Here is a 22,266-nt window from a genome sequence, read left to right on the forward strand (position 1 = left end):
TCACAGTCCCGTATTGGAGGCAATGTAGGACTTCATTTTGGCCACGTCGGCCGGCATGACGACAAACTTTTGCGGCAGCGATTCGATATCCTCAAAGCCGGCCGGACGCTCGGCGTCGACGCCGAGCGCGTCCAGAATGGTCTCGTTGAATTTGGCCGCCAGCGCGGTTTCCAGCACGATCATCGGTACGCCCGGCGCCATGTACTGGCGTGCCACCTTGATGCCGTCGGCAGTATGGGTGTCGATGGTGATGTCGTAGTCGTCGGCCACGTCGCGGATGGTATCGAGCCGGTCTTTGTGGGTCGATTTGCCGGACGCGAAACCGTACTCGGACACGCGCTTGAATTCGTCGCCGTCGCTGCCCGGTTTGCCCGACAGGTCGAAACCACCCTCGGTCTCCACCTTGTGGAACAGCTGGCGCACGCGCGCCGCGTCACGCCCCACCAGGTCATACACAAAGCGCTCGAAGTTCGACGCCTTGGAAATGTCCATCGACGGGCTGCTGGTGTGGTAAGTCTCGGCCGACTTGCGCACACGGTACACACCGGTGCGGAAGAACTCGTCCAGCACATCGTTTTCGTTGGTGGCGGCAATCAGGCGGTCAATCGGCAGACCCATCATGCGCGCAATGTGGCCGGCGCAGATATTGCCAAAGTTCCCGGACGGGACCGTGAACGAGACTTTTTGCGTATTCTCGGTCGTTGCCGCCAGGTAGCCACGGAAGTAGTACACCACCTGGGCCACCACGCGCGCCCAGTTGATCGAATTGACGGTGCCGATCTTTTGTGCGGCCTTGAATGGCAGATCGTTCGACACGGCCTTGACCATGTCCTGGCAATCGTCAAACACGCCTTCCACGGCGATATTGAAGATATTCGGGTCCTGCAGGCTGAACATTTGCGCGCTCTGGAAGGCGCTCATTTTCTTGTGCGGCGACAGCATGAAGACGCGGATGCCCTTCTTGCCGCGCATGGCGTATTCGGCAGCGCTGCCCGTATCGCCCGAGGTGGCGCCAAAAATATTGAGCTCGGCGCCGTTCTTGGCCAGCGCGTATTCGAACAGGTTGCCCAGCAATTGCATGGCCATGTCCTTGAAGGCCAGAGTCGGCCCGTTCGACAGCGCTTGCAGAATCAGGGTTTTGTCGCCGTTTTGTTCCAGCACGCGCAGTGGCGTGATTTCGGCTGCTTTCTGGCCTTTGCGCGTGTTGCGGTACACCTCGGCCGTATAGGTTTTTTTGGTCAGCTTGCGCAGGTCCGCTTCCGGAATGTCGGTGGCGAACTTGCGCAGAATTTCGTAGGCCAGGTCGGCATACGACAGCTTGCGCCATGCATCGAGCTCGGCGCCGGTCACTTGCGGGTATTCGGCTGGCAGATACAGGCCGCCGTCCGGCGCCAGGCCGCCCAGCAGAATGTCGGAAAATTGTTGGGGTGCTTGCGATGCGGCGCCCTGGTCGGCGCGGGTAGACACGTAGTGCATAAAGGTGGTTGAGGTCCGTTTAGAGGCTGGCAAGGTGCAGCTGAAACAAGGCAATCGGACGATTATTATAGTGCGGACCGGATTGCCTTGCGTGGAATGCCACTTTTCCCGAATTTATTGCGGAGCGTTTGCCTCAAACTGACCTTGTTACCACCCGTGTGCGAGCGCCTTAGCAGGCTGCGTGATTGACTGTGACCACGTGGATGGCCAGACCGCCCAAGGAGGTTTCCTTGTACTTGTCCTGCATGTCGGCGCCGGTCTGGCGCATGGTTTCGATCACGTCGTCCAGGCTGACGAAGTGGGTGCCGTCGCCCTTGAGGGCTAGCGAGGCGGCGGTAATGGCCTTGATGGCGCCCATGCCGTTGCGTTCAATGCAAGGAATCTGCACCAGGCCGCCGATCGGGTCGCAGGTCATGCCCAGATGGTGCTCGATGCCAATTTCGGCCGCGTTTTCAATCTGCTCATTGCTGCCGCCCAGCGCGGCGACCAGGCCGGCTGCCGCCATGGCGCAGGCAACCCCCACTTCGCCCTGGCAGCCGATTTCGGCGCCCGAGATCGAGGCGTTCTTCTTGCACAGCATGCCGATACCGGCCGCGGTCAGCATGAAGGCGCGCACACCGGTCACCGGATCGCTGGGGCGGCAATCTTCGGCGTAGTAGCGCAGCACCGCTGGGATGATGCCAGCGGCGCCATTGGTCGGCGCCGTGACCACGCGGCCACCTGCTGCGTTTTCTTCGTTGACTGCCATGGCGTACAGGCTGACCTGGTGCAGCGCATCGTGCGGCAGATCGTTGGCGCGGTTGTCGCCATTGAGTGCATCCTGTGCCTGTTTCCACAGCTTTGCTGCACGGCGCTTCACATTCAGACCGCCTGGCAGCTGGCCGTCGGTGATCAGGCCGTGGGCGATACAGTCACGCATGACCTGCCAGATCTTGTCCAGACCGGCATTGAGTTCGTCTTCGCTGATGCGCGCCAGTTCGTTCGCGCGCAGCATTTGCGGGATGGTCTTGCCGGTTGCTTTGCCATGGGCCAGCAGCTGGTCCATGGTATCGAAGGGGAACGGGATCGGCGCGTCGCCACCGGAATTGCTCTGGCGCGCGTGCGATTCGCCGGCAGCGTGAATGAAACCGCCGCCCACCGAATAGAACACGCGCTCGATGGCCGAACCGTCGGCCAGCTTGAGCGTGAAGCGCATGCCGTTCGGGTGCTCCGGCAGGCTCGAACTTTTATGCCACACCAGGTTGGTCTTGGCAGTGAACGGCACTTTCTTGGTGCCCAGCAGCTTGATGACGCCATCGAGTTCGGCTTCGGCCAGCTTGTCGTCGACCGAATCCGGATCCACGCCCTGCGGTGTTTCGCCCATCAGGCCCAGGATGACGGCTTTGTCGGTGGCGTGACCGACACCGGTCAGCGCGAGCGAGCCATACAGGGCCGCTTCCACGCCCACCGCTTCATCGAGTGGACCGCATTCGACCAGGAAGCGGCGCGCCGCCACCATCGGGCCCACGGTGTGGGAACTCGACGGCCCGATGCCGATTTTGAATAGGTCGAATACGCTCATGTCCATCGCTGTGTCTCTTTTCGTTTTTGGTAAAACTGTTTATGCAGCCTGGCTGATACCGACGTCGATGTTTGCGAGCATGTCGGTCACCAGCTGCTCCAGGCCGATGCGGGCTTTCCAGCCCCAGTCGGCAGTTGCTTTGCTGTCGTCCAGGCTTTGCGGCCAGGTGTCGGCAATGGCCTGACGGCTGTCAGGCTGGTAGCCGATCGTGAAGTCCGGCAGCGCGCGGGTAATCGCAGCGGCCAGCTCACGCGGATTGAACGACAGACCGGCGACATTATAGGCGCTTCGAATAGCAATTTGTCCAGCTTGCGCTTCCATTAACTCGATGGTGGCGCGGATCGCGTCGGGCATGTAGATCATTGGCAGCGTGGTCTCGGGGCCCAGGAAGCACTGGTAGGTTTCGCCGCGCAACGCCGCATGGAAAATGGCGATCGCGTAATCGGTGGTACCGCCGCCCGGAGGCGACTTGAAGCTGATGATGCCTGGATAGCGGATGCTGCGCACGTCCACGCCGTACTTGGTGAAGTAGTACTCGCACAGGCGCTCGCCAGCCAGCTTGCTGATGCCGTAAATCGTGGTCGGGTCCATCACGGTGAACTGCGGCGTGTTTTGCGCTGGGGTGTTCGGGCCGAAGGCGGCAATCGAGGACGGCCAGAAGATGCGCAGGGGTTTGCCCTGTTCACCGCGCTCGCGCGCCACTTCCAGGATATTGAGCAGGCCATCCATGTTCAGTTCCCAGGCCTTGAGCGGGGCTTTTTCGCCGGTAGCCGACAGCAGCGCGGCCAGCTGGTAGACCTGGGTGATGTTTTCGTCGGCGATGAATTTGTTCAGGCCAGCGCGGTCAAGCACGTCAAGCTGGGTGTAGCGCGCCGCCTTGTAGACATTGTTGGCACCAATGTCGGAGGCGATGACGTTACCCGCGCCGTGGCGTTCGGCCAGTGCGCCAACCAGTTCACTGCCGATTTGGCCGTTGGCGCCGATGATGAGAATGCGTTCCATATTGTTCTTGTCCGTTCTGTAATCTGATGATGCTTAGTTCTTGAGAATGCCCAGCTCGCGCCCGGCCTGTTCGAATGCTTTGAGTACGGTGTCGAGCTGCTCGCGCGTGTGCGCGGCCGACAGCTGGACCCGGACCCTGGCCTGCCCCATTGGCACGACCGGGTAGAAGAAGCCGCTGAGCAGAACGCCCAGCTCATACATTCGTGCCGCAAATTTTTGCGCGATGGGCGCTTCAAACAGCATCACCGGCACCACCGGGTGGGTGCCCGGCTTGATGGTAAAGCCGATGCGCTCGATCTCCTGGCGGAAGTAGGCGGTGTTTTCGTGCAGACGGTCGCGCAGTTCGGTCGACTTGGAGATGCGCTCCAGCACCGACAGCGAAGCACCGGCGATCGATGGCGCCAGCGTGTTCGAGAACAGGTAAGGACGCGACTTCTGGCGCAGCGTGTCAATCACTTCCTTGCGCGCCGAAGTAAAGCCGCCCATGGCGCCGCCCAGGGCCTTGCCCAGGGTGCCGGTGATGATGTCGATGCGACCCAGTACATTGTGGTGTTCGTGGGTGCCGCGGCCGGTCTTGCCCATGAAGCCGGAGGCATGGCATTCGTCGATCATGACGAGCGCGCCGTACTTGTCGGCCAGGTCGCAGATCTTGTCGAGCTGGGCGATCGTGCCGTCCATCGAGAACACACCATCGGTCACGATGACTTTATGGCGCTTGCCTGCTTCGGTGGCGGCCTTGAGCTGTACTTCCAGGTCGGCCATGTCATTGTGCTGATAGCGATAGCGGCCGGCCTTGCACAGGCGGATGCCATCGATGATGGACGCGTGGTTCAGGGCGTCGGAAATGATGGCGTCGTTTTCGTCGAACAGGGGCTCGAACACGCCGCCGTTGGCGTCAAACGCGGCAGCGTACAAGATAGTGTCTTCAGTGCCCAGGAAGGCGGAAATGGCTTTTTCCAGTTCCTTGTGCACGGTCTGGGTGCCGCAGATGAAGCGCACCGAGGACAGGCCGTAGCCGTATTTTTCGGTCGCTTCGATCGATGCTTGCTGGGTTTGCAGGTCGCCCGACAGGCCCAGATAGTTGTTGGCGCACATATTGATCAGGGTGCGGCCGTCTTCGGCCACCACTTCGGCACCCTGACGCGAGGCGAGCACGCGCTCCGGCTTGTACAAGCCCTGGCCGCGCAGCGTGTCCAGGTTCTGCTGCAGGCCACTGAAAAACGCATTTTTCGCTTGATCGCTCATGTTTATCCTCTTGTTGGGGGTGCCGGCTTGACCGGCGGTTGCAGGATGCTGTACCGTGATCACTCGGTGATGCTGATTCCGAGATATCGAACTCAAATTCAATATAATGGATATTACCCAAGGCCAGTGAACTTGGCAAGCATCAGTTTGATTCCCTGAATATATAAACTTGGTAAATGCATATGAACACTGCCCTGAGCAGCAATTCTCCTCCTGAAGTGGGCGCGACGCTACAGCGGCTGCGCCTGGCGCGCGGGCTGACGCTGGAGGATTTGTCCAGGATTGCCGGGGTGTCGAAATCGATGTTATCGCAAATCGAACGCGAGAAGGCGAACCCGACCATCGCCATTACCTGGCGCCTGGCCAATGCGCTCGGCGTGCAGATCGGGGAACTTTTATCGTCGGAAACACGGATGCCGGAAACGATCCGTGTGCTCGACGCCCACGAAACGCCCACCCTGCCCGGCACCCATGCCGGCTACACCCTGCGCATTTTGGGTCCCATGGAAATGGCGGGAAAGTACGAGTGGTATGAACTGACCCTGGCGCCAGGTGGCCTGCTTGAATCGCAAGCGCACGACCCGGGCACCAGCGAACACATGACGGTGCTGCACGGCGCAATTGAAGTGGAAGTGGGCGTCGACCGCAAAAAGGTCAAACTGGGTGGCACGGCGCGCTATCCGGCCGACCAGAACCATGTGCTGCGCAACACGGGCAAAACCGAAGCGAAAGCCCTGCTGGTGGTGTGCCACCGCTGATCAGGGCCAGCCCTCGCGCGCCTGACTGGCGTACTTGTGGCGGATGGCTTTCATGCTGCCATCCTTTTCCATTTTGCCCAGTTCGGCGGTCAGCCTGGCCACCAGGGCCGGGCTGCATTGCTTTGAACAGGCCAGGTAATTGTCCGTCGTGCTGAGCGCGGTGCCGGCCACGATCTGGCCGCGGCGCGGCTCGTCACGCAGATACACCTGCATTTCTTCCAGCGGCCCGAACCAGGCTTGAATGCGCCCTGCCAGCAGCATGCGCGGCACGTCGTCGTTGAGACTGATCTCAAAAATTTGTTCCGGTTTGAAGCCCTGTTCACGCAGCAAGGTGACGTTGGCTGTGCCGCGCGCCACCGCCACCGCGCCCAGCGTGGTGCGGGCCTGCTCGTAGCTGCGGATTTGCGCGCCGGTGGTGAAGAAACCGCGCTCGGCGTGATACAGCTGGGCAATCCAGGTAAAGTGCGGATCGCGCTCGGGCAGGCGGGCCAGCGGCAAGATCAGTTCGTCGCGACTGGTGGGCAATTGCACCGTGAGAATGGCACGATTTTTTGGCATGAAGATCAGGCGCGGTGTCAAACGTGCCCGCTTCATCGCTTCCAGCACGATTTCGCCCACCACCCCGTGTCCGCCATCCTTGCTGGCCATGGGCGGAATGTCCATCACGTACACTGGCACTTCCTCGGCTGCGGCGGCCAGGGCGCTACTCAAGAGCAAAACAGACAGGGTGCCGCACAAGGTGCGCATAACAGTGATCCGGAAGAACAATATGTTCTCAAGATACATCAAGCGTCTGCTGCGGTCCAGCCGTGATGGCGCGCACAATGACCGCAGCGGCCGCCGCAGCCAGAATATGCTTGAGCGTATGCCCGCTGACCACCGTCAAAAGGGCCATGCCGGCATGGTCGGCCACTTCGCACAGCTTGGCCAGCACGTACAGGCCGATGGCCAGACCGAAGGCGCGCCGTTGCGTCAATGCCGCACCGGCTTGCCATTGCAACAGGGGAATCAGGACCAGTGGCGCCATTTGCAACAGCAGGTAGGGCCGCAAGTCGCCCGTAGCCTGCCACCAGAAGACGCTGGCAACGGCCGCCGGGATCAGCAGCAACAGCGCCAGCGACGATGACAGCACCGTGGCCAGCAAGGCCGCGCAGGCCAGCGCGATGGGCAACCTGTCCCATAGCAAGCGCGCGTTGTCGGGCGCCAGGTGATACCAGGTCGAGCCGAACGCCGTCAGCGCCAGCGCCGCAATAAACACCAGCGCGCCCATGCGCGCATTGCCAGCCAGCGGACTGCGCTTCAGGCGCAGCGCGCCCCACGCTGCTACCAGCAGAAAGAACAGATTGGACAGCACGTCGCCCAAGTGGTCGATCCCGAACCAGCTGCGCTGATCGGCAAAGGCGTGATAGTGCTCGGGCTGGGCGATGGGACCGTATAGCACCATGGCCAGAATCACCGCCATGGTGGCGTACAGCGCGGGCAGCTGCTTGCTGCGATGAAGAGGCGGCGTCATGAGGATCCTTTGCTTGGGTGAAGCGCCAGTGTGCCGCCCTGCCCCCAAAGGTGATACCCAATAGCAAGACGTCGCCAGAAAGGCGACGTCCGGTACTGCATTTTAATACTGCTGCGGCTTACTGCGCGGCCACCTTGGCTGGCTCGTGCATCTTCAGCGCATGGCTGAGAAAGCCCCAGCGGTCGGCTGCTTCTTCAATCACCTTGGCGGTCGGCTTGCCGGCGCCATGGCCCGCCTTCACATCGATGCGGATGATCACCGGCGCCGCGCCCGCCTGCGCTGCCTGGGCAGCGGCCGCGAATTTGAAGCTGTGCGCCGGCACCACGCGGTCGTCGTGGTCAGCGGTGGTGATCATGGTGGCCGGGTAGCAAGTGCCGGCCTTCAAGTTGTGCAGCGGCGAATACTTGAAAAGCGCCTGGAATTCATCGGCATTGTCTGCCGAACCATAGTCCGAGGTCCAGGCCCAGCCGATGGTGAACTTGTGGAAGCGCAGCATGTCGAGCACACCCACCTGCGGGATGGCCGCGCCAAACAGCTCGGGACGCTGGGTCAGTGCCGCGCCCACCAGCAAGCCGCCATTACTGCCACCGCCAATGGCCAGTTTGGCTGGCGAGGTGACTTTGTTGGCGATCAGCCATTCAGCGGCGCCAATGAAGTCGTCAAACACGTTTTGCTTGTGCAGCTTGGTACCCGCTTCATGCCAGGCTTCGCCGTATTCGCCGCCGCCGCGCAGATTGGCCACCACGTACACGCCGCCCATTTCCATCCAGGCCAGGTTGGCGGCCGAGAAGCTTGGGGTGAGCGAGATGTTAAAGCCGCCGTAGCCGTACAGATAGGTCGGGTTGTTGCCGTCGAGCTTGAGACCCTTTTTCGAGACGATGAACATCGGCACCTTGGTGCCATCGCGGCTGGTGAAGAATTGCTGGCGCGTCTCGTAGGCAGCCGGGTCGAAATCGACCTTCGGCTGGCGGAACACCGTGCTCTTGCCGGTCTTCATGTCAAGCCGGTAGATCGTGGTCGGATTGGTAAAGCCGGTGAAGGAGTAAAACGTTTCGGTGTAATGGCGCTTGCCGGCCAGACCGGCAACCGAGCCAATGCCCGGCAAGGCAATCTCGCGCACCAGCTTGCCCTTGCGGTCCGTCACTTTGACCACGCTACGGGCGTCTGGCAGGTACTCGGCCACGATCTGGTTGTTGATCATGGAGGCGCCCACCAGCGTTTGCCCGCTCTCGGCAATGATCTGCTTCCAGTTCGCTTCTGCCGGCTTGCGGGTATCAATGGCGATCACGCGCGAGCGCGGCGCCTTGCGGTCGGTCGTGAAATAAAACACCGGACCGTCATTGTCGATGAAGCTGTAGGATGCTTCGAAAGCGTCAATCAGCGGCACCACCTTGGCGCCCGGCTTGCCCAGCTCTTTGTAGAAGATGCGGTACTTGGCCGCCGTGCCCTTGGTGGCAGTGATGATCAGGTATTTGCCGTCATCGCTGACCTGGCCGCCAAAGCCCCATTCCTTTTCGTCCGGGCGGTCATAGACCAGTACGTCGGCGCTTTGCTCGGTGCCCACCAGGTGGTAGTACAGCTTCTGGAAATAATTGACGCCGGCCAGCTTGGCTGACTCTTCCGGTGCGTCGTAGCGGCTGTAGAAGAAGCCCTTGCCATCCGGGGTCCAGGATGTGTTGGAGAATTTGACCCATTTCAGGTGGTCGTTCAAGTCCTTGCCGGTGGCGATGTCGCGCACCTTCCATTCGTTCCAGTCGGAACCAGAGGCGGCGGTACCGTAAGCCAGGTATTTGCCGTCGGGGCTGACGGCCGAGCCTGCCAGCGCAACGGTGCCGTCCGCCGCCAGGGTATTTGGGTCCAGCAGCAGGCGCGGCGCGTCGGCCAGCGACTGCATGGTGTACAGCACGGCCTGATTCTGCAAACCGTCGTTGCGGCTGTAGAAGTAGCGCCCGCCTTCTTTGTAGGGCACGCTGTAGCGCTCGTAATTCCACAGCTTGGTCAGGCGCGCCTTGATGGCCTCGCGCTCGGGGATCTGGCCCAGCACCGACTGGGTGACCTTGTTTTGCGATTCGACCCACAGGCGGGTTTCTTCGCTGTTGGCGTCTTCCAGCCAGCGGTAAGGGTCAGCCACCGTGGTGCCATGGTACACGTCTGTCTGTTCGACCTTTTTGGTCACCGGATAGTTCAGCGGCGCGGCGCCAGCCGGGCAGGTTTGCGCCAGGGCCTGGGCGCCAAACAGGGCGAGCAGACTGAGGGCCAGGGATGCATGTTTCATTTGCATGGAAGAGAGTCTTTCGGTAAAGAGTCGAGGTCGCCCGGCCGCGTCACGGCGCAGCCGACAGGAAGATGGCGCGGGAGATCATAGCGCGAATCACTGCAACATTGCTATATGCATATGACTAGCTGACAGATTCCTCGTAGGGCAAGCTCAGCTTGCGGGGCGGCACCCAGGATGCAATCCAGGCTGCCATCTGCTCGCCCGGGATCGGACGGCTCATGAAGTAGCCCTGCGCCTGGTCACAGCCGAGGGCAGCGAGCAGGCGCCATACTGCTTCGCTTTCGATGCCTTCGGCCACCACGCGCAAGCCCATGTTGTGGCCCAGGTCGATGGTCGAGCGCACGATCTTGGTGTCGCCAATGTCGTTTTCCATGTTCAGAACGAACGACTTGTCGATTTTCAGCTCGTCCACCGGCAGGCGCTTGAGGTAAGCCAGCGACGAGTAGCCGGTACCGAAGTCATCAATCGACAATTCCACCCCCATGGCGTGCAGGCGCTCGAGTGTAGTCTGGGCCCGCACCGGGTCATCCATGATCGCGCTTTCGGTGATTTCGAGGCAGAACGAGGATGGCGCCAGCTGGTGGCGGGCCAGGATCTCGGCAAATTTCTCGGGCAGATTCTGGTCCATCAAGTCGCGCGTGGACAGGTTGACGGAAAACTTCAGGTGAATGCCCTGCCCGGCCAGCTCGCTGCACAGCGCGGCCGAGCGGTCCAACACCCAGCGCGTGAGCACGCGAATGAAGCCGGTCTGCTCGGCAAACGGGATAAAGTCGTCCGGGAAGACATTGCCGCGCACCGGATGCTGCCAGCGCACCAATGCCTCGGCGCCAATCACTTCGCCCGTATCCAGGCGTAGTTTGGGTTGCAGATGGAGGCGGAATTCACCGCGCTCGATGCCATTGCGCAGCTCGGTCAGCAAGCCCAGGCTCTTGGCGCTGGCCGTGTCCATTGCCGCTTCATACACGATGGCGCCATCGTTGCGCTGCTTGGCCTGGTACATGGCCACTTCGGCCATCGACAGCAATTCCTCGGCGCTTTCGCCAGCGGCAGTGGCGCCCGCAATGCCGAGCCCGGCGCCGATGTCGACGGTCTGTTCATCGAGCGAGAGCGGCGCTTCCAGCGTATGCAGCAGCGCGGCCGCCACGCGCTGGGCCTGCTCAACCGTGCAATCGGGCAGCAGGACGGCAAATTCGTCACCGCCCAGGCGGGCCAGCTGGGCCGCAGGATGCAATTCGGGCACGCGCAGGCGCAGCCGCTCGGCCACCTGGCGCAGCAAGGCATCGCCAAAATCGTGGCCCATCACGTCATTGACATGCTTGAAACGGTCCAGGTCGAGCATCAGCACGTACAGCTTGTGTTCGCGCTTGTGCGCCTCGTCCAGCGCCTCGCCCAGCATCAGCACGAACTGGGCCCGGTTGGGCAGATTGGTCAGCTGGTCCCAGTAAGCCAGGCGCCGAATTTCCTTTTCACGGCGGGCGATACCGTCACGCATGCTGTCGAAGGCTTTGGCGAGGGCCCCGACCTCATCGTCGCCCCGCACCGCAATGTCACCGCGGTAGTCGCCCCGCTCCAGCCGGCGGGCGGTGCGCGCCAGTTCGCGCAGCGGCATGGCAATGCGCTTGGCCGTGAGCACGGCGGCGACGCTGGCCACCAGAATGCCGACCAGTGTGAGCGCCACCAGGGTGCGTTCCAGCCGGGCGTACTGCTCGGTGGCCGCGTCGATCGACTGGGCCAGCAGCACGCGCGCATCGTGGGCCGCGTTGTGGCCGATCGGCAGCAGGCGTGCGCTGTAGCGGCTGCCGTTAATGTTCAGATCGAAAGCGCCCAGCGGCTTGTCGGGTACCGGCTGCAGGTCGCTGCCGAGCTTGGCCCGGAACTGGGGTGCAATGGTGGACTCGGCCACCACCCAGGCGCCCTGCTTGTCGCGGGTGAGCAAGGTCACGTCCAGGGCCGAAATTTCGCGCATGTCGAGCGCAATCTGGCGGTCGATCACAAAGCCCATTACGATCCAGGCAATCGTCACCGGGGCCTTGACCGGCATGACCACGATCTGCACCGGCTTGTGGTCAACCACGGCAATGGCCTGGGCGCCGTTTTCGCGGTCGGCCCGTTCCAGCAGGCCGCGCACCAGCTGTTCCAGGGCACCGGCGCTGACCATGCCGCTCGACACCATGACCTTGCCTTCGCCATCGATCAGCATGGTCAGATCGGCGCGGGCGCGCCGTCCGCTGTTGTCCAGGGCCGATTCGATGGTGGCACGGTCTTCCTCGCCGCCGTTGCCGATGGCGGCCACAAAGGCGGTGTCGCGCGCCAGCACCTGGGCGCCGAAGCGATGCTGCTGGGCGTTTTGCTCGACCAGCTTGCGGAACACTTTTTCGCCGTTGATCAGTTCGGCGCTGATGGAGGCGCGCGCGTTGGCATCGATACCGCGTTCAATCACTAGCAAGCCGAGCACCTGGACCACGATCAGCAGCACCAGGAACAGCAGGGCAATGCGCCCTTCCAGACTCTTGAAGGGATTCAGGCGCACGTCAGTAACCTGCCTCGTTGTCTGGCGCCGGCGGCTTCATGCTCAGCTTGAAGGCCAGTGGCGCGGGCGCGTCGGCCTTGAGCACGAGTGCCTGTTCAGCCACGCTGCCACTCATGTTGTAGTGCCAGGCCGAGACGCTGTAGCGCGCGCCGGGCGGCACCTCGATGCTGACCATGCCGGCCGCGTCGGTCTTGGCAAACCATGGCGAATCGACCACTTTAATGTAGGCCACCATGCGGTCGTGGATGTTGCAGCCAATGACCACCAGGCCCGCCTTGTCGAACACCTGTGGTGCGGCGGCCACACCGGAATACAGTTTCTGGTCGAATTTTTTGGCGGGCGAGAAGGAATAGATGTGGTGCTTGACCTTGTCGTTGTTGGGAAACGACACGGTGCTGCCGGTCTGGATCACGCTTACCATGGGCAAAAACTTCAGGCCGCTCTGTTCAATCTGCGCCGGCCGCTGCTGTTTTGGCACGGCGCCAGTGCCGCCTGGATCGACCACAACGATGGCGTCCGCCAGTGGCTTGCCAGCGCTGTCGCTCACTTGCACAGTGACAGTGGCGGCCGTGGCGGCTGTGCCAAACGTGGCTGCAGCAAGCAGAGTCAGTAATCGAACAAGTTTTTCCATGAGCACGACCGGGAGTGAGTGGAAAGGCCGGACGTCGTGCTGCCGGCTGACCTATTGTAGCGTCTGGCGGAAAAATGCGAGAGGAGTTTTCGCGCCCGTGCGGGACCAGATATCGCACCGACAACAAGGCAAAAAAGACATGCCGCGCAGGCTTCAGGGACGGCGGGCGGCGCCAGCCGGAGCCGTTTGCACTTGCGGCACATGGCGCAGCTGCCACTGGCGCGACAGGTCCAGCGCGCAACCGATTTCAGCGGGCGTGAGACGGCGCGCCACCATGCTCTTGTTGGCGCTGGCCGTTTCATCGCCGGCGTCCGCTGCCAGCAGCATCCACATGTAGGAGCGCACACTGTCGCGCGGCACACCGCGGCCGCTGCTGTACATGCCGCCCAGATTGTATTGCGCCAGCGCGTGACCCTGTTCGGCCGCCTGGCCGTACCAGAACACGGCCATGGCATCGTCTTGCGGCACGCCCTGGCCATTGGCGTACATCACGCCCAGATTGTTCTGGGCACTGGCATCGCCCTGCTCGGCAGCGACGCGGTACCAGCGCGCCGCTTGCATATCGTCTTTGTCCACGCCCTGGCCAGTGGCATAAATAACGCCCAGGTTGAACTGGGCGTTGGGTGCTCCCTGGTCTGCTGCGCGCCGGTACCACGCCAGCGCGCGCAGCGGGTCGCGCGGGGTACCTCGGCCGTTGGCGTACATGCTGCCCAGATTGTACTGGGCCAGCATGTGGCCCTGCTCGGCCGCCCGCAGATACCAGGCCATGGCGGCGCTTTCGTCGCTGGCCACGCCCTGGCCATTGGCCAGCATCACGCCCAGGTTGAACTGGGCGTCCTTGTCGCCCTGGCTGGCGGCACGCTCGAGCCAGGCCATGGCGCGCAGCGGATCGGCGCGCACGCCCAGCCCTTCGGCGTAGGCCACCCCCAGCTGGCGCTGGGCGCCTGCATTGCCTTGCGCGGCGGCCTGGCGAAACCAGCACAGGGCCTGGGCATCGTTCGCCTCTACCCCCTGGCCGCGCTTGTACATCAAGCCCAGGTTCAGCTGGGCCTGCGCATCGCCCTGCACCGCGGCCTTGCGAAACCAGGCCATGGCCAGTGGACAGTTGACGGGGGCGCCGTGGCCGTACAGATAGCATTCGGCCAGCAGACTCTGGGCGCTGGCCACGCCCTGCTCGGCGGCGCGGTAAAACCAGGCCAGGGCCAGCTCGTGGTTCTGCTCGAGTCCGCGCCCTTTCTTGTACATCTGCCCCAGGTTTTGCTGGGCCGAGGCGTCGCCCTGCTCGGCCGCATGGCGGAACCAGTAGGCCGCTTCGGCATCGCTGCGGTCGACCCCGCGCCCGTTGTAGTACAGGGCGCCCAGGTGGTTCTGGGCAAAGGCCAGGCCCTGCAGGGCAGCCTGGCGCAGCCACTTGAAGGCGTGCGCATAGTCGCGCTCGATGCAGTCGCCTTTTTTGTACATGAGTCCGAGGTTGAACTGGGCGTAGGCGTCGCCGCGCTCAGCTGCCTGGCGGAACCACACGTAGGTTTGATAGTTCTCGCGAGATATGTTCTGCCGGTTCATGCTGATCCTCCGGCCAAAGGCCGTGCAAGCGCAGGAGTGGGGGAAATGCCGCAGCATCAGGCGACCTGAAAAGTATTGCTAAAAGTTTAAAACGGGAACAGGCATCTCGTTTGACAGTCCGCAAAGGCGCGCCAACGACAGCAAGATCTGGCACATGAAAAAACCCCGTAGTGATTGCTCACGGCGGGGTTTGTATGCGGCAGGAAAAAAGCGCGGGCGAGCTGGTCAGGCCGGGGGGCGTTCGCGCGCCAGCTTGTGGAGGTAGTCGGGCACCTTTGCAGCGCTGAGCTTGTTGAGCGCGACCAGCAACTGCGGCGCCACCGGGCCGAGCCCGTAGCGGCTGCCCAGGTGGCGGCCCATGTGCAGCAGCAGTTCGGCAGCCACTTCGGCATCGGATTCGGCGCGGTGGGCAGCGCTGCGAAAACGGATGCCCAGCTGGCCCGACAACTGGCCCAGCTTGTAGCTGGCCATGCCTGGAAACACGCGCCGCGACAGCTTGAGCGAACAGACCAGGCCGACGTGCGCCGGCACCAGCGCCAGGCGCTCGGCCTCGGCCTTGAGGAATTTTTCGTCGAAGCTGGCGTTGTGCGCTGCCAGGGCATCGGTACCGATAAAGTCCAGCAGCTGCGGCAGCACCTGGTCCACCGCCGGGGCGCGGTCCACCATGGCCTGGGAAATGCCGGTGAGCGCACTGATAAAGGATGGAATGCGCACGCCGCAATTGACCAGCGACACGTAGCGGTCGGTCACGCGGCCGTGCTCGATGCGCAAGGCCGCCACTTCGGTGATGCGGTCGCCCATCGCGGGCGACAGGCCGGTGGTCTCGAAGTCCAGCATCACGATTGCTTGCTCGAACATGGCGGCCCTAGCTGAATTTGCGCACGGCATCGAGCGCCAGGCCCGAACCGATGCTGCCGAACAAATCGCCCTCGACCTTGCGCGCCTGGGGCAGCAAGGCGCCGATCCGCTCGCGCAGCATGCGCACGCCGCTCGATCCACCGGTAAAGAAGACGGTGTCGACCGCATCCGGGCCGACCCCGGCATCGGTCAGCAGCTTGAGCACAGTCTGCTCGACTGCACCCACCAGGTGCGCAATGGCGTCCTCAAACTCGGCGCGCTGCAGCACCACGTGTTCGGGCGGCGACAGGCGCTCCAGCGAAAGCGGCACCTGCTGCTCGGCGGACAGGGCGATCTTGCCCTCCTCCACTTTCATGGCCAGCCAGTGACCGGCGCGCTCGTCAATCAGACGCTGCAGGCGCGCCAGCTTGGCTGGCTCACGCGCATCGCGCGCCACGTCGGCGAGCTGGGTCCAGGTTTTCTTGGTGTATGCCAAGTTGATCGTGTGCCAGGTAGCCAGGTTAAAGTAATAGCTCGACGGAATCGCGCTATTGTTGTTCAGCAAAGACTGGTAACCCAGCAGGGGCATCACCGATGACAGGCTCAGGTATTTGTCAAAGTCGGTGCCGCCAATGTGCACGCCACCGGTGGCCAGAATGTCGTCGCGCCGATCGGCACGCGCGATCCGCTCGGGCGCCAGGCGCACCAGCGAAAAGTCGGAGGTGCCGCCGCCAATGTCGGCAATGAGCACCAGTTGTTCCGAGCTGATCTGCGATTCATAGTCGAAGGCTGCCGCAATCGGCTCGAACTGGAAGTCGACATGCTTGAAGCCGACCGCGTGGGCGATGCCCTCGAGCGTGTCCTGGGCCAGCTGGTCGGCTTCCTTGCTGTCGTCAATGAAGAACACGGGACGGCCAAACACGGCCGAAGTGAATTCGCGCCCTGCTGCCAGTTCGCCGCGCCGTTTCAATTCGCCAATGAACTGCGCCAGCAACAGACGAAACGGCAAGGCGCGCCCGCCGACTTCGGTCTGGCCGTCAATCAGGCTGGTGCCCAGCAAGCTCTTGAGCGAACGCATGAGGCGTCCATCGTAGCCCGCCAGATAGCCGGCCAGGGCCGCGCGGCCATAGCTGACTTCATCGTCGTCGGCATTGAAGAACACGACCGAGGGCAAGGTGGGCTTGCCGTCTTCGAGCGCGAGCAGGCGCGAACCGTTGGCCGGGGCCTGGGGCGCGACCCACCCTACTGTGGAATTGGAGGTGCCGAAATCGACGCCGCAAGCATTGGCCATGGAACCCCTTGGTAGTAAGGGGCGGTATGTTACCAGAAATCGGGCTGGCGCGACAGTGGCGGGCACGGCCGTGGTGCGCCCGCCACGTCTCATCGAATACGCAACACTTGCTGCGTTTTATATTGCCTTACGGCAATTTAGAAGGCTACACTGCAAGATATATCCCGTTCGCTGCCATGACCAATTCGACTCCTCTTGTATGCGCCTCCATGGCTGACATTCAGGCGCTGATCCAGCGCCAGGCGCGGCGCGTGACCTCGTATGACGTGGCGTCGCTCGCCGGGGTGTCGCAATCGGCCGTGTCACGCTGCTTCCAACCTGGCGCCAGCGTTTCCAAAGCCACCTTCGCGCGCGTGATGGAAGCTGCCAAGGCCCTGGACTATACGCCCAACGCCGCTGCCCGCAGCCTGAATACGCGCCGCTCGAACCAGGTGGCGCTGCTGGTGTCGAATCTGGTGACACTGCACTACCCCGAAATCGTTACCGAGCTCAGCCGTCACTTCAGCGGGCACGGCCTGCGCATCCTGCTGTTTTCCTTCACGGACGAAGGCGATATCGACCGCACCCTGTCCGAGGTCTGGCAGCACCAGATCGACGGCGCCATTGTTGCTGCCAGGCTGGGACCGCAGCAAGTGGCCGAATTCGAGCGCCGCGCCGTGCCGTTCGTGCTATTCAACCGCCACTTGCGCGAGCGCGTGGTCAATGCCGTCGTGTGCGACCAGGCCGAGGCCGCGCGCATCCTGGTGTCGCGCCTGGCGGCCGGTGGCCACCGGCGCTTCGCCCTGATCGAAGGGCCGCGCGGCTCGGTAGTGGCCCAAGACCGCTCGCGCGGGGTCTCGGCGCGCCTGGCCCAGCTCAAGCTGGCGCCGCCCCTGATCGTGCGCGGCAACTACGATTACGACAGCGGCGCGCGTGGGCTGCGCGAAATCATCGCCACCCTGGGCGCGCCACCGGACGCGGTGATCTGCGCCAATGACCTTACTGCGATGGGCTGTCTGGACTGCGCACGCCACGATTTCCAGCTCGATGTGCCGGGCCAGCTGTCCATCACCGGCTTTGATGGCGTGCCCCAGGCGGGCTGGCTGAGCTACCGGCTGACCACGGTGCGCCAGCCGGTGGAGCAGATGACGCTGGCAGTGACCGAGATGTTGACCGACATGATCGCTGGCGGCCCCGGGCGGCCCCAGCAGCGGGTATTTGCCGCCACGGTGGTCGACGGCGCGACCGCACGGCTGGGGCCTGCGTTCTAGCTGTTTCGTGCTTGCTTGAGCGGCGTCAAACCGGCGCACGCGGCCTATCGTCACGGGCTTTTACCTCGTTATAGTCATCGCACCAGCTTTCATCAGCGAGGAAGTGATGCCTGTTCCCCCCAGCAGCGGCGCGCCGGCCGCGTTTGTGGCCAGCCCGTCCCACGGCGCCGACCATGCTGCCCATGATCATCCGCATGGCTGGCGGCGCTGGCTGTACGCCACCAACCACAAGGATATCGGCACCCTCTATCTGTGGTTCTCGCTCATCATGTTCCTGACGGGCGGCTTGCTGGCGCTGCTGATCCGCGCCGAACTGTTCCAGCCCGGCCTGCAGTTTTTCCAGCCGGAGCTGTACAACCAGTTTGTGACGTCGCACGGCCTGATCATGGTGTTTGGCGCCATCATGCCGTCCTTTGTCGGCTTCGCCAACTGGATGGTGCCGCTGCAGATCGGCGCGTCCGACATGGCCTTTGCGCGCATGAACAATTTTTCGTTCTGGCTGCTGCCGCCCGCGGGGCTGCTGCTGGTCGGTTCCTTCTTCGTCGACGGCGGCGCCACCGGTTCCGGCTGGACCATGTATCCGCCCCTGTCGCTGCAAATGGGCGCCGGCATGGACATGACCATCTTCGCGGTGCACCTGATGGGCGCCTCCTCGATCATGGGCGCCATCAACATCATCGTCACCATCCTCAATATGCGCGCGCCCGGCATGACGCTGATGAAAATGCCCATGTTCTGCTGGACCTGGCTGATCACCGCCTACCTGCTCATTGCCGTCATGCCAGTGCTGGCCACGGCTGTCACCATGCTGCTGACCGACCGCCACTTCGGCACCACCTTCTTCAACGCGGCCGGCGGCGGCGACCCGGTCATGTTCCAGCACGTGTTCTGGTTCTTCGGCCACCCCGAGGTGTACATCATGATCCTGCCCGGCTTTGGCATGATCTCGCACATCATCCCCACGTTTTCGCGCAAACCCCTGTTTGGCTATGCCAGCATGGTGTACGCCACAGCCGCCATTGCCATTGTTTCCTTCATCGTGTGGGCGCACCACATGTTCACCACCGGCATGCCCATCACGTCGCAACTGTTCTTCATGTATGCCACCATGCTGGTGGCGGTGCCCACGGGGGTCAAGGTGTTCAACTGGATCGCCACCATGTGGCGCGGCGCGCTCACCTTCGAGACCGCCATGCTGTTTGCCATCGGTTTCATCTGGGTGTTTACCATTGGCGGCTTTTCCGGCCTGCTGCTGTCCATTGCGCCCATCGATATCCAGGTCCACGATACCTACTATGTTGTGGCACACTTCCACTACGTGCTGGTGGCCGGCTCGCTGTTTTGCCTGTTTGCCGGCTTTTACTACTGGGTACCCAAATGGACGGGGCACATGGTGAACGAATGGCGTGGCAAGTTCCACTTCTGGAACTCCCTGATCTGGGTCAACCTGACCTTCTTTCCCATGCATTTCCTGGGCCTGGCCGGCATGCCGCGCCGCTATGCCGACTACCCCGCCCAATTCACCGACTTTCATGCCTTCACCTCGGTGGCCGCCATGCTGTTCGGCCTCACGCAAGTCTATTTCCTGTTCTTTGTGGTCTTGCCCACCATTCGCGGCGGCGCCCCCGCGCCTGCCAAGCCATGGGACGGCGCCGACGGCCTGGAATGGACGGTGCCCAGCCCGGCGCCCTTCCATACCTTTGATGTACCGCCACGCATCATGTAAGCCATGAAACAGGAATGGCACCTCAAACGCAATTGCTCCATGTCACCGCGGCAGGTGATGGCAGCGTACGGGTCCCTGTGTCTGGCGCTGCTCGTGATCGGGTTGGGCTTTGCTATGCGTGGCCTGTGGCCGGTATTGCTATTTGCCTTGATCGACATCGCCGCCCTGTTGCTGGCGCTGTTGCACTATGCGCGCCACGCCACCGACCACGAGCATATTGCCCTGGGCGAGCAAAGCCTGCTAATCGAAAGGATCGAGGCCGGCACCGTGCACCAGGTCAGGCTCGATCCCTGCTGGACCCGCATGCGGGTGCCGCGTACACCGCGCTTGCGCATCGAACTCGAGGCCTGCGGGGTGCGCGTGGAAGTGGGGGTGTTTGTGTCCGAAGAAGCGCGCCAGGTGCTGGCGCGCGAGCTGCGCGGGGCCTTGCGGACGCGTTCCTACCTCAGCTAGCAGCCGGGGCAGCGGCGGCCGCAGCGAAGCGAATCGCATCGTCCAGGCGGTCATTGCCCCAAAACATCTCCGAACCCACAAAAAAGGTCGGGGCACCAAACACGCCGAGCCGGTGCGCCTCGGCCACCTGGTCGCGCAGGCGCGCCTTGACCTCATCGGCACGTGCGGCAGCCATCAGTTCCTGCGCCGGCAAGCCCATGTCCTGCAGAACCGCAAACACCAGGGTGTCGCTGCCGATGTCCTGATCGAGGGCGAAATTGAGCAGCATGATGCGGCGGCTATATTCGCCACCCCAGCCAGCGTCGGCGCCCAGCAGGGCGACGCGCGACGCTTGCACTGCCGTGCGCGGAAAGGTGCTGGGCCGGCGGAAGGGCAAGCCATATTTTTTGCCTTCGCGCGCCATGTCGTTCCAGACATAGGCGCCCTTCTCCTTTTGCAGCACGAAGGGCGAATTGTCCCAGCCAAACGCCTGGAAGATCGGTCCCAGCAGGAACGGGCGCCATACCACCGGCACCCCGCGTTTGGCGGCCGTTGCCTCAATCCGCATGACCGAAAGATAGCTGTAATTGCTACCGAAGTCGTACCAGAAATGAATGGGGGTGGGGACTGTCATAAACGCTCCGCTGTGATGGCGCTCCCATCATACACGGCAGGCGCGCCGCAGCGGACTGCATAAAAACATGTCTTTTTTTCACTTTGGTGATTTTTGGTGATGGACTTTTCAGCTTCGGCGCCTAGTCTGTAGGAGTAGTCCTATCCACCCTCATCCGCCGCCTGAAAGGCCACCATGCGACTCACCGACATGATTTCCGAAGTTCAGAGCACCCTCGGCATTGCCCACGACGGCAAAGCCGGCCCAGAAACCTGGAACGCCATCTACAATCGCATCGTCAGTCCCAAGACGGCCAGCCTGAGCGCAAGCGCAGCCCTGCTGCCGGTCGACGCGCGCAGCGAGAAATGCATTGCTACTCTGCACAGTGCCGTGCAGCCGTATGCGCGTGCCCTGATCGAACGGGCCCGGTCAGTGGGCATTACGATCAAGATCATCAGTGGCCTGCGCACCTATGACGAGCAAAATGCGCTGTTTGCCCAGGGCCGCACCCTGCCTGGCGCCATCGTCACCAACGCCAAGGGAGGTCAATCCAATCACAACTTTGGTATTGCGTTCGATATTGGTATTTTTGAAGGCGGCCAGTACAGGGGCGAGTCACCCAAGTACAAGGTGGTCGGTGCGCTGGGAGTGGAGCTGGGACTGGAATGGGGCGGCAACTGGAAAACCATCCGTGACGAGCCCCATTTCCAGCTGCGGCCGGAATGGGCCCTGGCCATGGCGGAAAAACAAATGCTGGCTGCGCTGAGAACGCGCCACGACGCGGGCGCCGACTTTTTCGCCTGACGCCCGTGCAGGCGCCAATCCGGCTTACACCTTGCCTGCGCCTGGGAGACGGTTGACTTCTTTCTCGTACGCTTCCAGGAAATCCGGACCGAACAGGGTCTTGAAGTTGTCTTGCGCATCGCCAGCCACCTTGCCGTGCTGCTCGCAATAGTTGTCCCACAAGGCTGCCTTGCGCAGCGCAGGCACCAGTTTGTGCGGCAAGGATTCCGGCAGCGCGGCCTCGAAGCGCTCCGGGCGCAGACGTGCGATGACTTTGGTCATACTGGCCTTGGTGCCCGCCACCACGCCTTTTTGATGGCCATGCAAGTCGCCCATTGCGTCGTCGATGGCTTCCAGCGGTTCCATAAACCCAGGCATTTTTTTGCGCAGCATCTGGGTCATCACGGTCTGGCTGTCCGGGAAGAACTTCAACGGGTTGTTGTTACGTAACACCACCACGGTGACACCTGCCTTGACTTCCTGCTTGACCAGCGAGCGCAAGGCCAGCAAGTCAATCACGCCCTGCAAACTGCCCGCGAGGATTTTGCCCATCGTTTCCATGACTTCCGGCGTCAGGGCTGCCACTGCTTCCGGGGGCAAGCCGGCGCCACGCAGGAATGCCTGGCGCAATTGTTCGTTGTTATCCACGTGGTGATCCAGGTCCGTCATGAAGATATCTCCAGACTAATAGTTGTTAGCATTGAGAAATGATGCCAGAGCTTGGCACTGACTGGCAACTCCGTTGCCAATTATTACAATTCGGAACCACAAAACCAC

The 22,266-nt window shown here is 62.5% G+C and carries 19 protein-coding genes; 5 read left to right on the forward strand and 14 right to left on the reverse strand.

All coding sequences use genetic code 11. The features are described from left to right. The 4 genes from thrC to kbl all read right to left on the reverse strand — a co-directional run bounded on the left by thrC (position 1) and on the right by kbl (position 5,284). A complete protein-coding gene (gene thrC, locus BUC24_RS10140) occupies positions 1-1,476 on the reverse strand; it encodes a threonine synthase (RefSeq protein ID WP_073215135.1) in 1,476 nt (491 codons plus the stop codon). A gap of 169 nt (positions 1,477-1,645) precedes the next feature. Continuing rightward, entirely contained in the window at positions 1,646-3,043 is a 1,398-nt protein-coding gene (locus BUC24_RS10145; protein WP_073215139.1) for an L-serine ammonia-lyase, read from the reverse strand. A gap of 33 nt (positions 3,044-3,076) precedes the next feature. Continuing rightward, on the reverse strand, positions 3,077-4,039 hold the full coding sequence (locus tag BUC24_RS10150) for an NAD-dependent epimerase/dehydratase family protein (RefSeq protein ID WP_073215142.1): 963 nt from the start codon (positions 4,037-4,039) through the stop codon (positions 3,077-3,079). Between the two features lie 33 nt (positions 4,040-4,072). After that, positions 4,073-5,284, reverse strand: a complete 1,212-nt coding sequence (gene kbl, locus BUC24_RS10155; protein ID WP_073215146.1) for a glycine C-acetyltransferase — start codon at positions 5,282-5,284, stop codon at positions 4,073-4,075. 182 nt (positions 5,285-5,466) lie between these two features. On the opposite strand from kbl, the gene BUC24_RS10160 reads away from it, so the two are divergent. Continuing rightward, positions 5,467-6,042, forward strand: a complete 576-nt coding sequence (locus BUC24_RS10160; protein ID WP_073215150.1) for a helix-turn-helix domain-containing protein — start codon at positions 5,467-5,469, stop codon at positions 6,040-6,042. On the opposite strand, the gene BUC24_RS10165 is transcribed toward BUC24_RS10160, so the two are convergent. The 8 genes from BUC24_RS10165 to BUC24_RS10200 form a co-directional block, all read right to left on the reverse strand. Continuing rightward, positions 6,043-6,789: a substrate-binding periplasmic protein gene (locus BUC24_RS10165; protein ID WP_073215154.1), complete on the reverse strand. Its 747-nt coding sequence runs from the start codon at positions 6,787-6,789 to the stop codon at positions 6,043-6,045. It abuts the gene before it with no gap. Between the two features lie 28 nt (positions 6,790-6,817). Further along, complete coding sequence (locus BUC24_RS10170; protein WP_073215165.1) at positions 6,818-7,555, reverse strand: hypothetical protein; 738 nt, start codon at positions 7,553-7,555, stop codon at positions 6,818-6,820. Between the two features lie 118 nt (positions 7,556-7,673). Continuing rightward, positions 7,674-9,836, reverse strand: a complete 2,163-nt coding sequence (locus tag BUC24_RS10175; RefSeq protein WP_083598860.1) for a prolyl oligopeptidase family serine peptidase — start codon at positions 9,834-9,836, stop codon at positions 7,674-7,676. A 118-nt stretch (positions 9,837-9,954) separates the two neighbouring features. Beyond that, positions 9,955-12,363, reverse strand: a complete 2,409-nt coding sequence (locus BUC24_RS10180; protein ID WP_073215168.1) for a putative bifunctional diguanylate cyclase/phosphodiesterase — start codon at positions 12,361-12,363, stop codon at positions 9,955-9,957. Position 12,364: 1 nt separating this feature from the next. Then, on the reverse strand, positions 12,365-12,994 hold the full coding sequence (locus BUC24_RS10185) for a methylamine utilization protein (protein WP_073215172.1): 630 nt from the start codon (positions 12,992-12,994) through the stop codon (positions 12,365-12,367). A gap of 153 nt (positions 12,995-13,147) precedes the next feature. Next, positions 13,148-14,557 carry a tetratricopeptide repeat protein gene (locus tag BUC24_RS27505; RefSeq protein WP_073215177.1) on the reverse strand — a complete coding sequence of 470 codons (1,410 nt, stop codon included), beginning with the start codon at positions 14,555-14,557 and terminating at the stop codon, positions 13,148-13,150. A gap of 225 nt (positions 14,558-14,782) precedes the next feature. Further along, positions 14,783-15,415, reverse strand: coding sequence for a 3'-5' exonuclease (locus BUC24_RS10195; RefSeq protein ID WP_073215180.1), 633 nt, complete (start codon positions 15,413-15,415; stop codon positions 14,783-14,785). A gap of 7 nt (positions 15,416-15,422) precedes the next feature. Beyond that, positions 15,423-16,685, reverse strand: coding sequence for an Hsp70 family protein (locus tag BUC24_RS10200; protein WP_073215184.1), 1,263 nt, complete (start codon positions 16,683-16,685; stop codon positions 15,423-15,425). Between the two features lie 209 nt (positions 16,686-16,894). Between BUC24_RS10200 and BUC24_RS10205 the strand changes: the two genes are divergently transcribed. From BUC24_RS10205 to BUC24_RS10215, 3 genes are all read left to right on the forward strand, one after another. Then, the gene (locus tag BUC24_RS10205) at positions 16,895-17,935 is read left to right on the forward strand and encodes a LacI family DNA-binding transcriptional regulator (protein ID WP_073215187.1); all 1,041 of its coding nucleotides are present in this window, start codon (positions 16,895-16,897) and stop codon (positions 17,933-17,935) included. 106 nt (positions 17,936-18,041) lie between these two features. Beyond that, complete coding sequence (gene ctaD, locus BUC24_RS10210; protein ID WP_073215190.1) at positions 18,042-19,661, forward strand: cytochrome c oxidase subunit I; 1,620 nt, start codon at positions 18,042-18,044, stop codon at positions 19,659-19,661. Positions 19,662-19,664: 3 nt separating this feature from the next. Continuing rightward, positions 19,665-20,114 (forward strand): DUF2244 domain-containing protein, encoded by a 450-nt coding sequence (locus BUC24_RS10215; RefSeq protein WP_073215193.1) that lies wholly within the window; start codon positions 19,665-19,667, stop codon positions 20,112-20,114. On the opposite strand, the gene BUC24_RS10220 is transcribed toward BUC24_RS10215, so the two are convergent. Beyond that, the gene (locus BUC24_RS10220) at positions 20,107-20,727 is read right to left on the reverse strand and encodes a 2-hydroxychromene-2-carboxylate isomerase (RefSeq protein WP_073215197.1); all 621 of its coding nucleotides are present in this window, start codon (positions 20,725-20,727) and stop codon (positions 20,107-20,109) included. The genes BUC24_RS10215 and BUC24_RS10220 overlap by 8 nt on opposite strands. Positions 20,728-20,901: 174 nt before the next feature. Here BUC24_RS10220 and BUC24_RS10225 point away from each other — a divergent pair, with 174 nt between their 5' ends. Further along, a complete protein-coding gene (locus BUC24_RS10225) occupies positions 20,902-21,510 on the forward strand; it encodes a M15 family metallopeptidase (RefSeq protein ID WP_073215200.1) in 609 nt (202 codons plus the stop codon). Positions 21,511-21,534: 24 nt separating this feature from the next. On the opposite strand, the gene tagH is transcribed toward BUC24_RS10225, so the two are convergent. Next, complete coding sequence (tagH, locus tag BUC24_RS10230) at positions 21,535-22,158, reverse strand: type VI secretion system-associated FHA domain protein TagH (protein WP_229448159.1); 624 nt, start codon at positions 22,156-22,158, stop codon at positions 21,535-21,537. Between the last annotated feature and the right edge of the window lie 108 nt (positions 22,159-22,266).

This window comes from Massilia sp. CF038 (assembly GCF_900129765.1).
Taxonomy (GTDB): Bacteria; Pseudomonadota; Gammaproteobacteria; order Burkholderiales; family Burkholderiaceae_D; genus Telluria_A.

Bases quoted from the DNA above. Each gene is read 5' to 3' on its own strand.
- BUC24_RS10145 (WP_073215139.1), bottom strand. From the start codon at position 3,043: ATGGACATGAGCGTATTCGACCTATTCAAAATCGGCATCGGGCCGTCG.
- kbl (WP_073215146.1), bottom strand. From the start codon at position 5,284: ATGAGCGATCAAGCGAAAAATGCGTTTTTCAGTGGCCTGCAGCAGAAC.
- BUC24_RS10175 (WP_083598860.1), bottom strand. From the start codon at position 9,836: ATGCAAATGAAACATGCATCCCTGGCCCTCAGTCTGCTCGCCCTGTTT.
- BUC24_RS10225 (WP_073215200.1), top strand. From the start codon at position 20,902: ATGCGACTCACCGACATGATTTCCGAAGTTCAGAGCACCCTCGGCATT.
- BUC24_RS10195 (WP_073215180.1), bottom strand. From the start codon at position 15,415: ATGTTCGAGCAAGCAATCGTGATGCTGGACTTCGAGACCACCGGCCTG.
- BUC24_RS10165 (WP_073215154.1), bottom strand. From the start codon at position 6,789: ATGCGCACCTTGTGCGGCACCCTGTCTGTTTTGCTCTTGAGTAGCGCC.
- BUC24_RS10160 (WP_073215150.1), top strand. From the start codon at position 5,467: ATGAACACTGCCCTGAGCAGCAATTCTCCTCCTGAAGTGGGCGCGACG.
- BUC24_RS10200 (WP_073215184.1), bottom strand. From the start codon at position 16,685: ATGGCCAATGCTTGCGGCGTCGATTTCGGCACCTCCAATTCCACAGTA.
- BUC24_RS10150 (WP_073215142.1), bottom strand. From the start codon at position 4,039: ATGGAACGCATTCTCATCATCGGCGCCAACGGCCAAATCGGCAGTGAA.
- BUC24_RS10185 (WP_073215172.1), bottom strand. From the start codon at position 12,994: ATGGAAAAACTTGTTCGATTACTGACTCTGCTTGCTGCAGCCACGTTT.
- BUC24_RS10205 (WP_073215187.1), top strand. From the start codon at position 16,895: ATGGCTGACATTCAGGCGCTGATCCAGCGCCAGGCGCGGCGCGTGACC.
- BUC24_RS10220 (WP_073215197.1), bottom strand. From the start codon at position 20,727: ATGACAGTCCCCACCCCCATTCATTTCTGGTACGACTTCGGTAGCAAT.
- BUC24_RS10215 (WP_073215193.1), top strand. From the start codon at position 19,665: ATGAAACAGGAATGGCACCTCAAACGCAATTGCTCCATGTCACCGCGG.
- tagH (WP_229448159.1), bottom strand. From the start codon at position 22,158: ATGACGGACCTGGATCACCACGTGGATAACAACGAACAATTGCGCCAG.
- BUC24_RS10170 (WP_073215165.1), bottom strand. From the start codon at position 7,555: ATGACGCCGCCTCTTCATCGCAGCAAGCAGCTGCCCGCGCTGTACGCC.
- BUC24_RS27505 (WP_073215177.1), bottom strand. From the start codon at position 14,557: ATGAACCGGCAGAACATATCTCGCGAGAACTATCAAACCTACGTGTGG.
- thrC (WP_073215135.1), bottom strand. From the start codon at position 1,476: ATGCACTACGTGTCTACCCGCGCCGACCAGGGCGCCGCATCGCAAGCA.
- ctaD (WP_073215190.1), top strand. From the start codon at position 18,042: ATGCCTGTTCCCCCCAGCAGCGGCGCGCCGGCCGCGTTTGTGGCCAGC.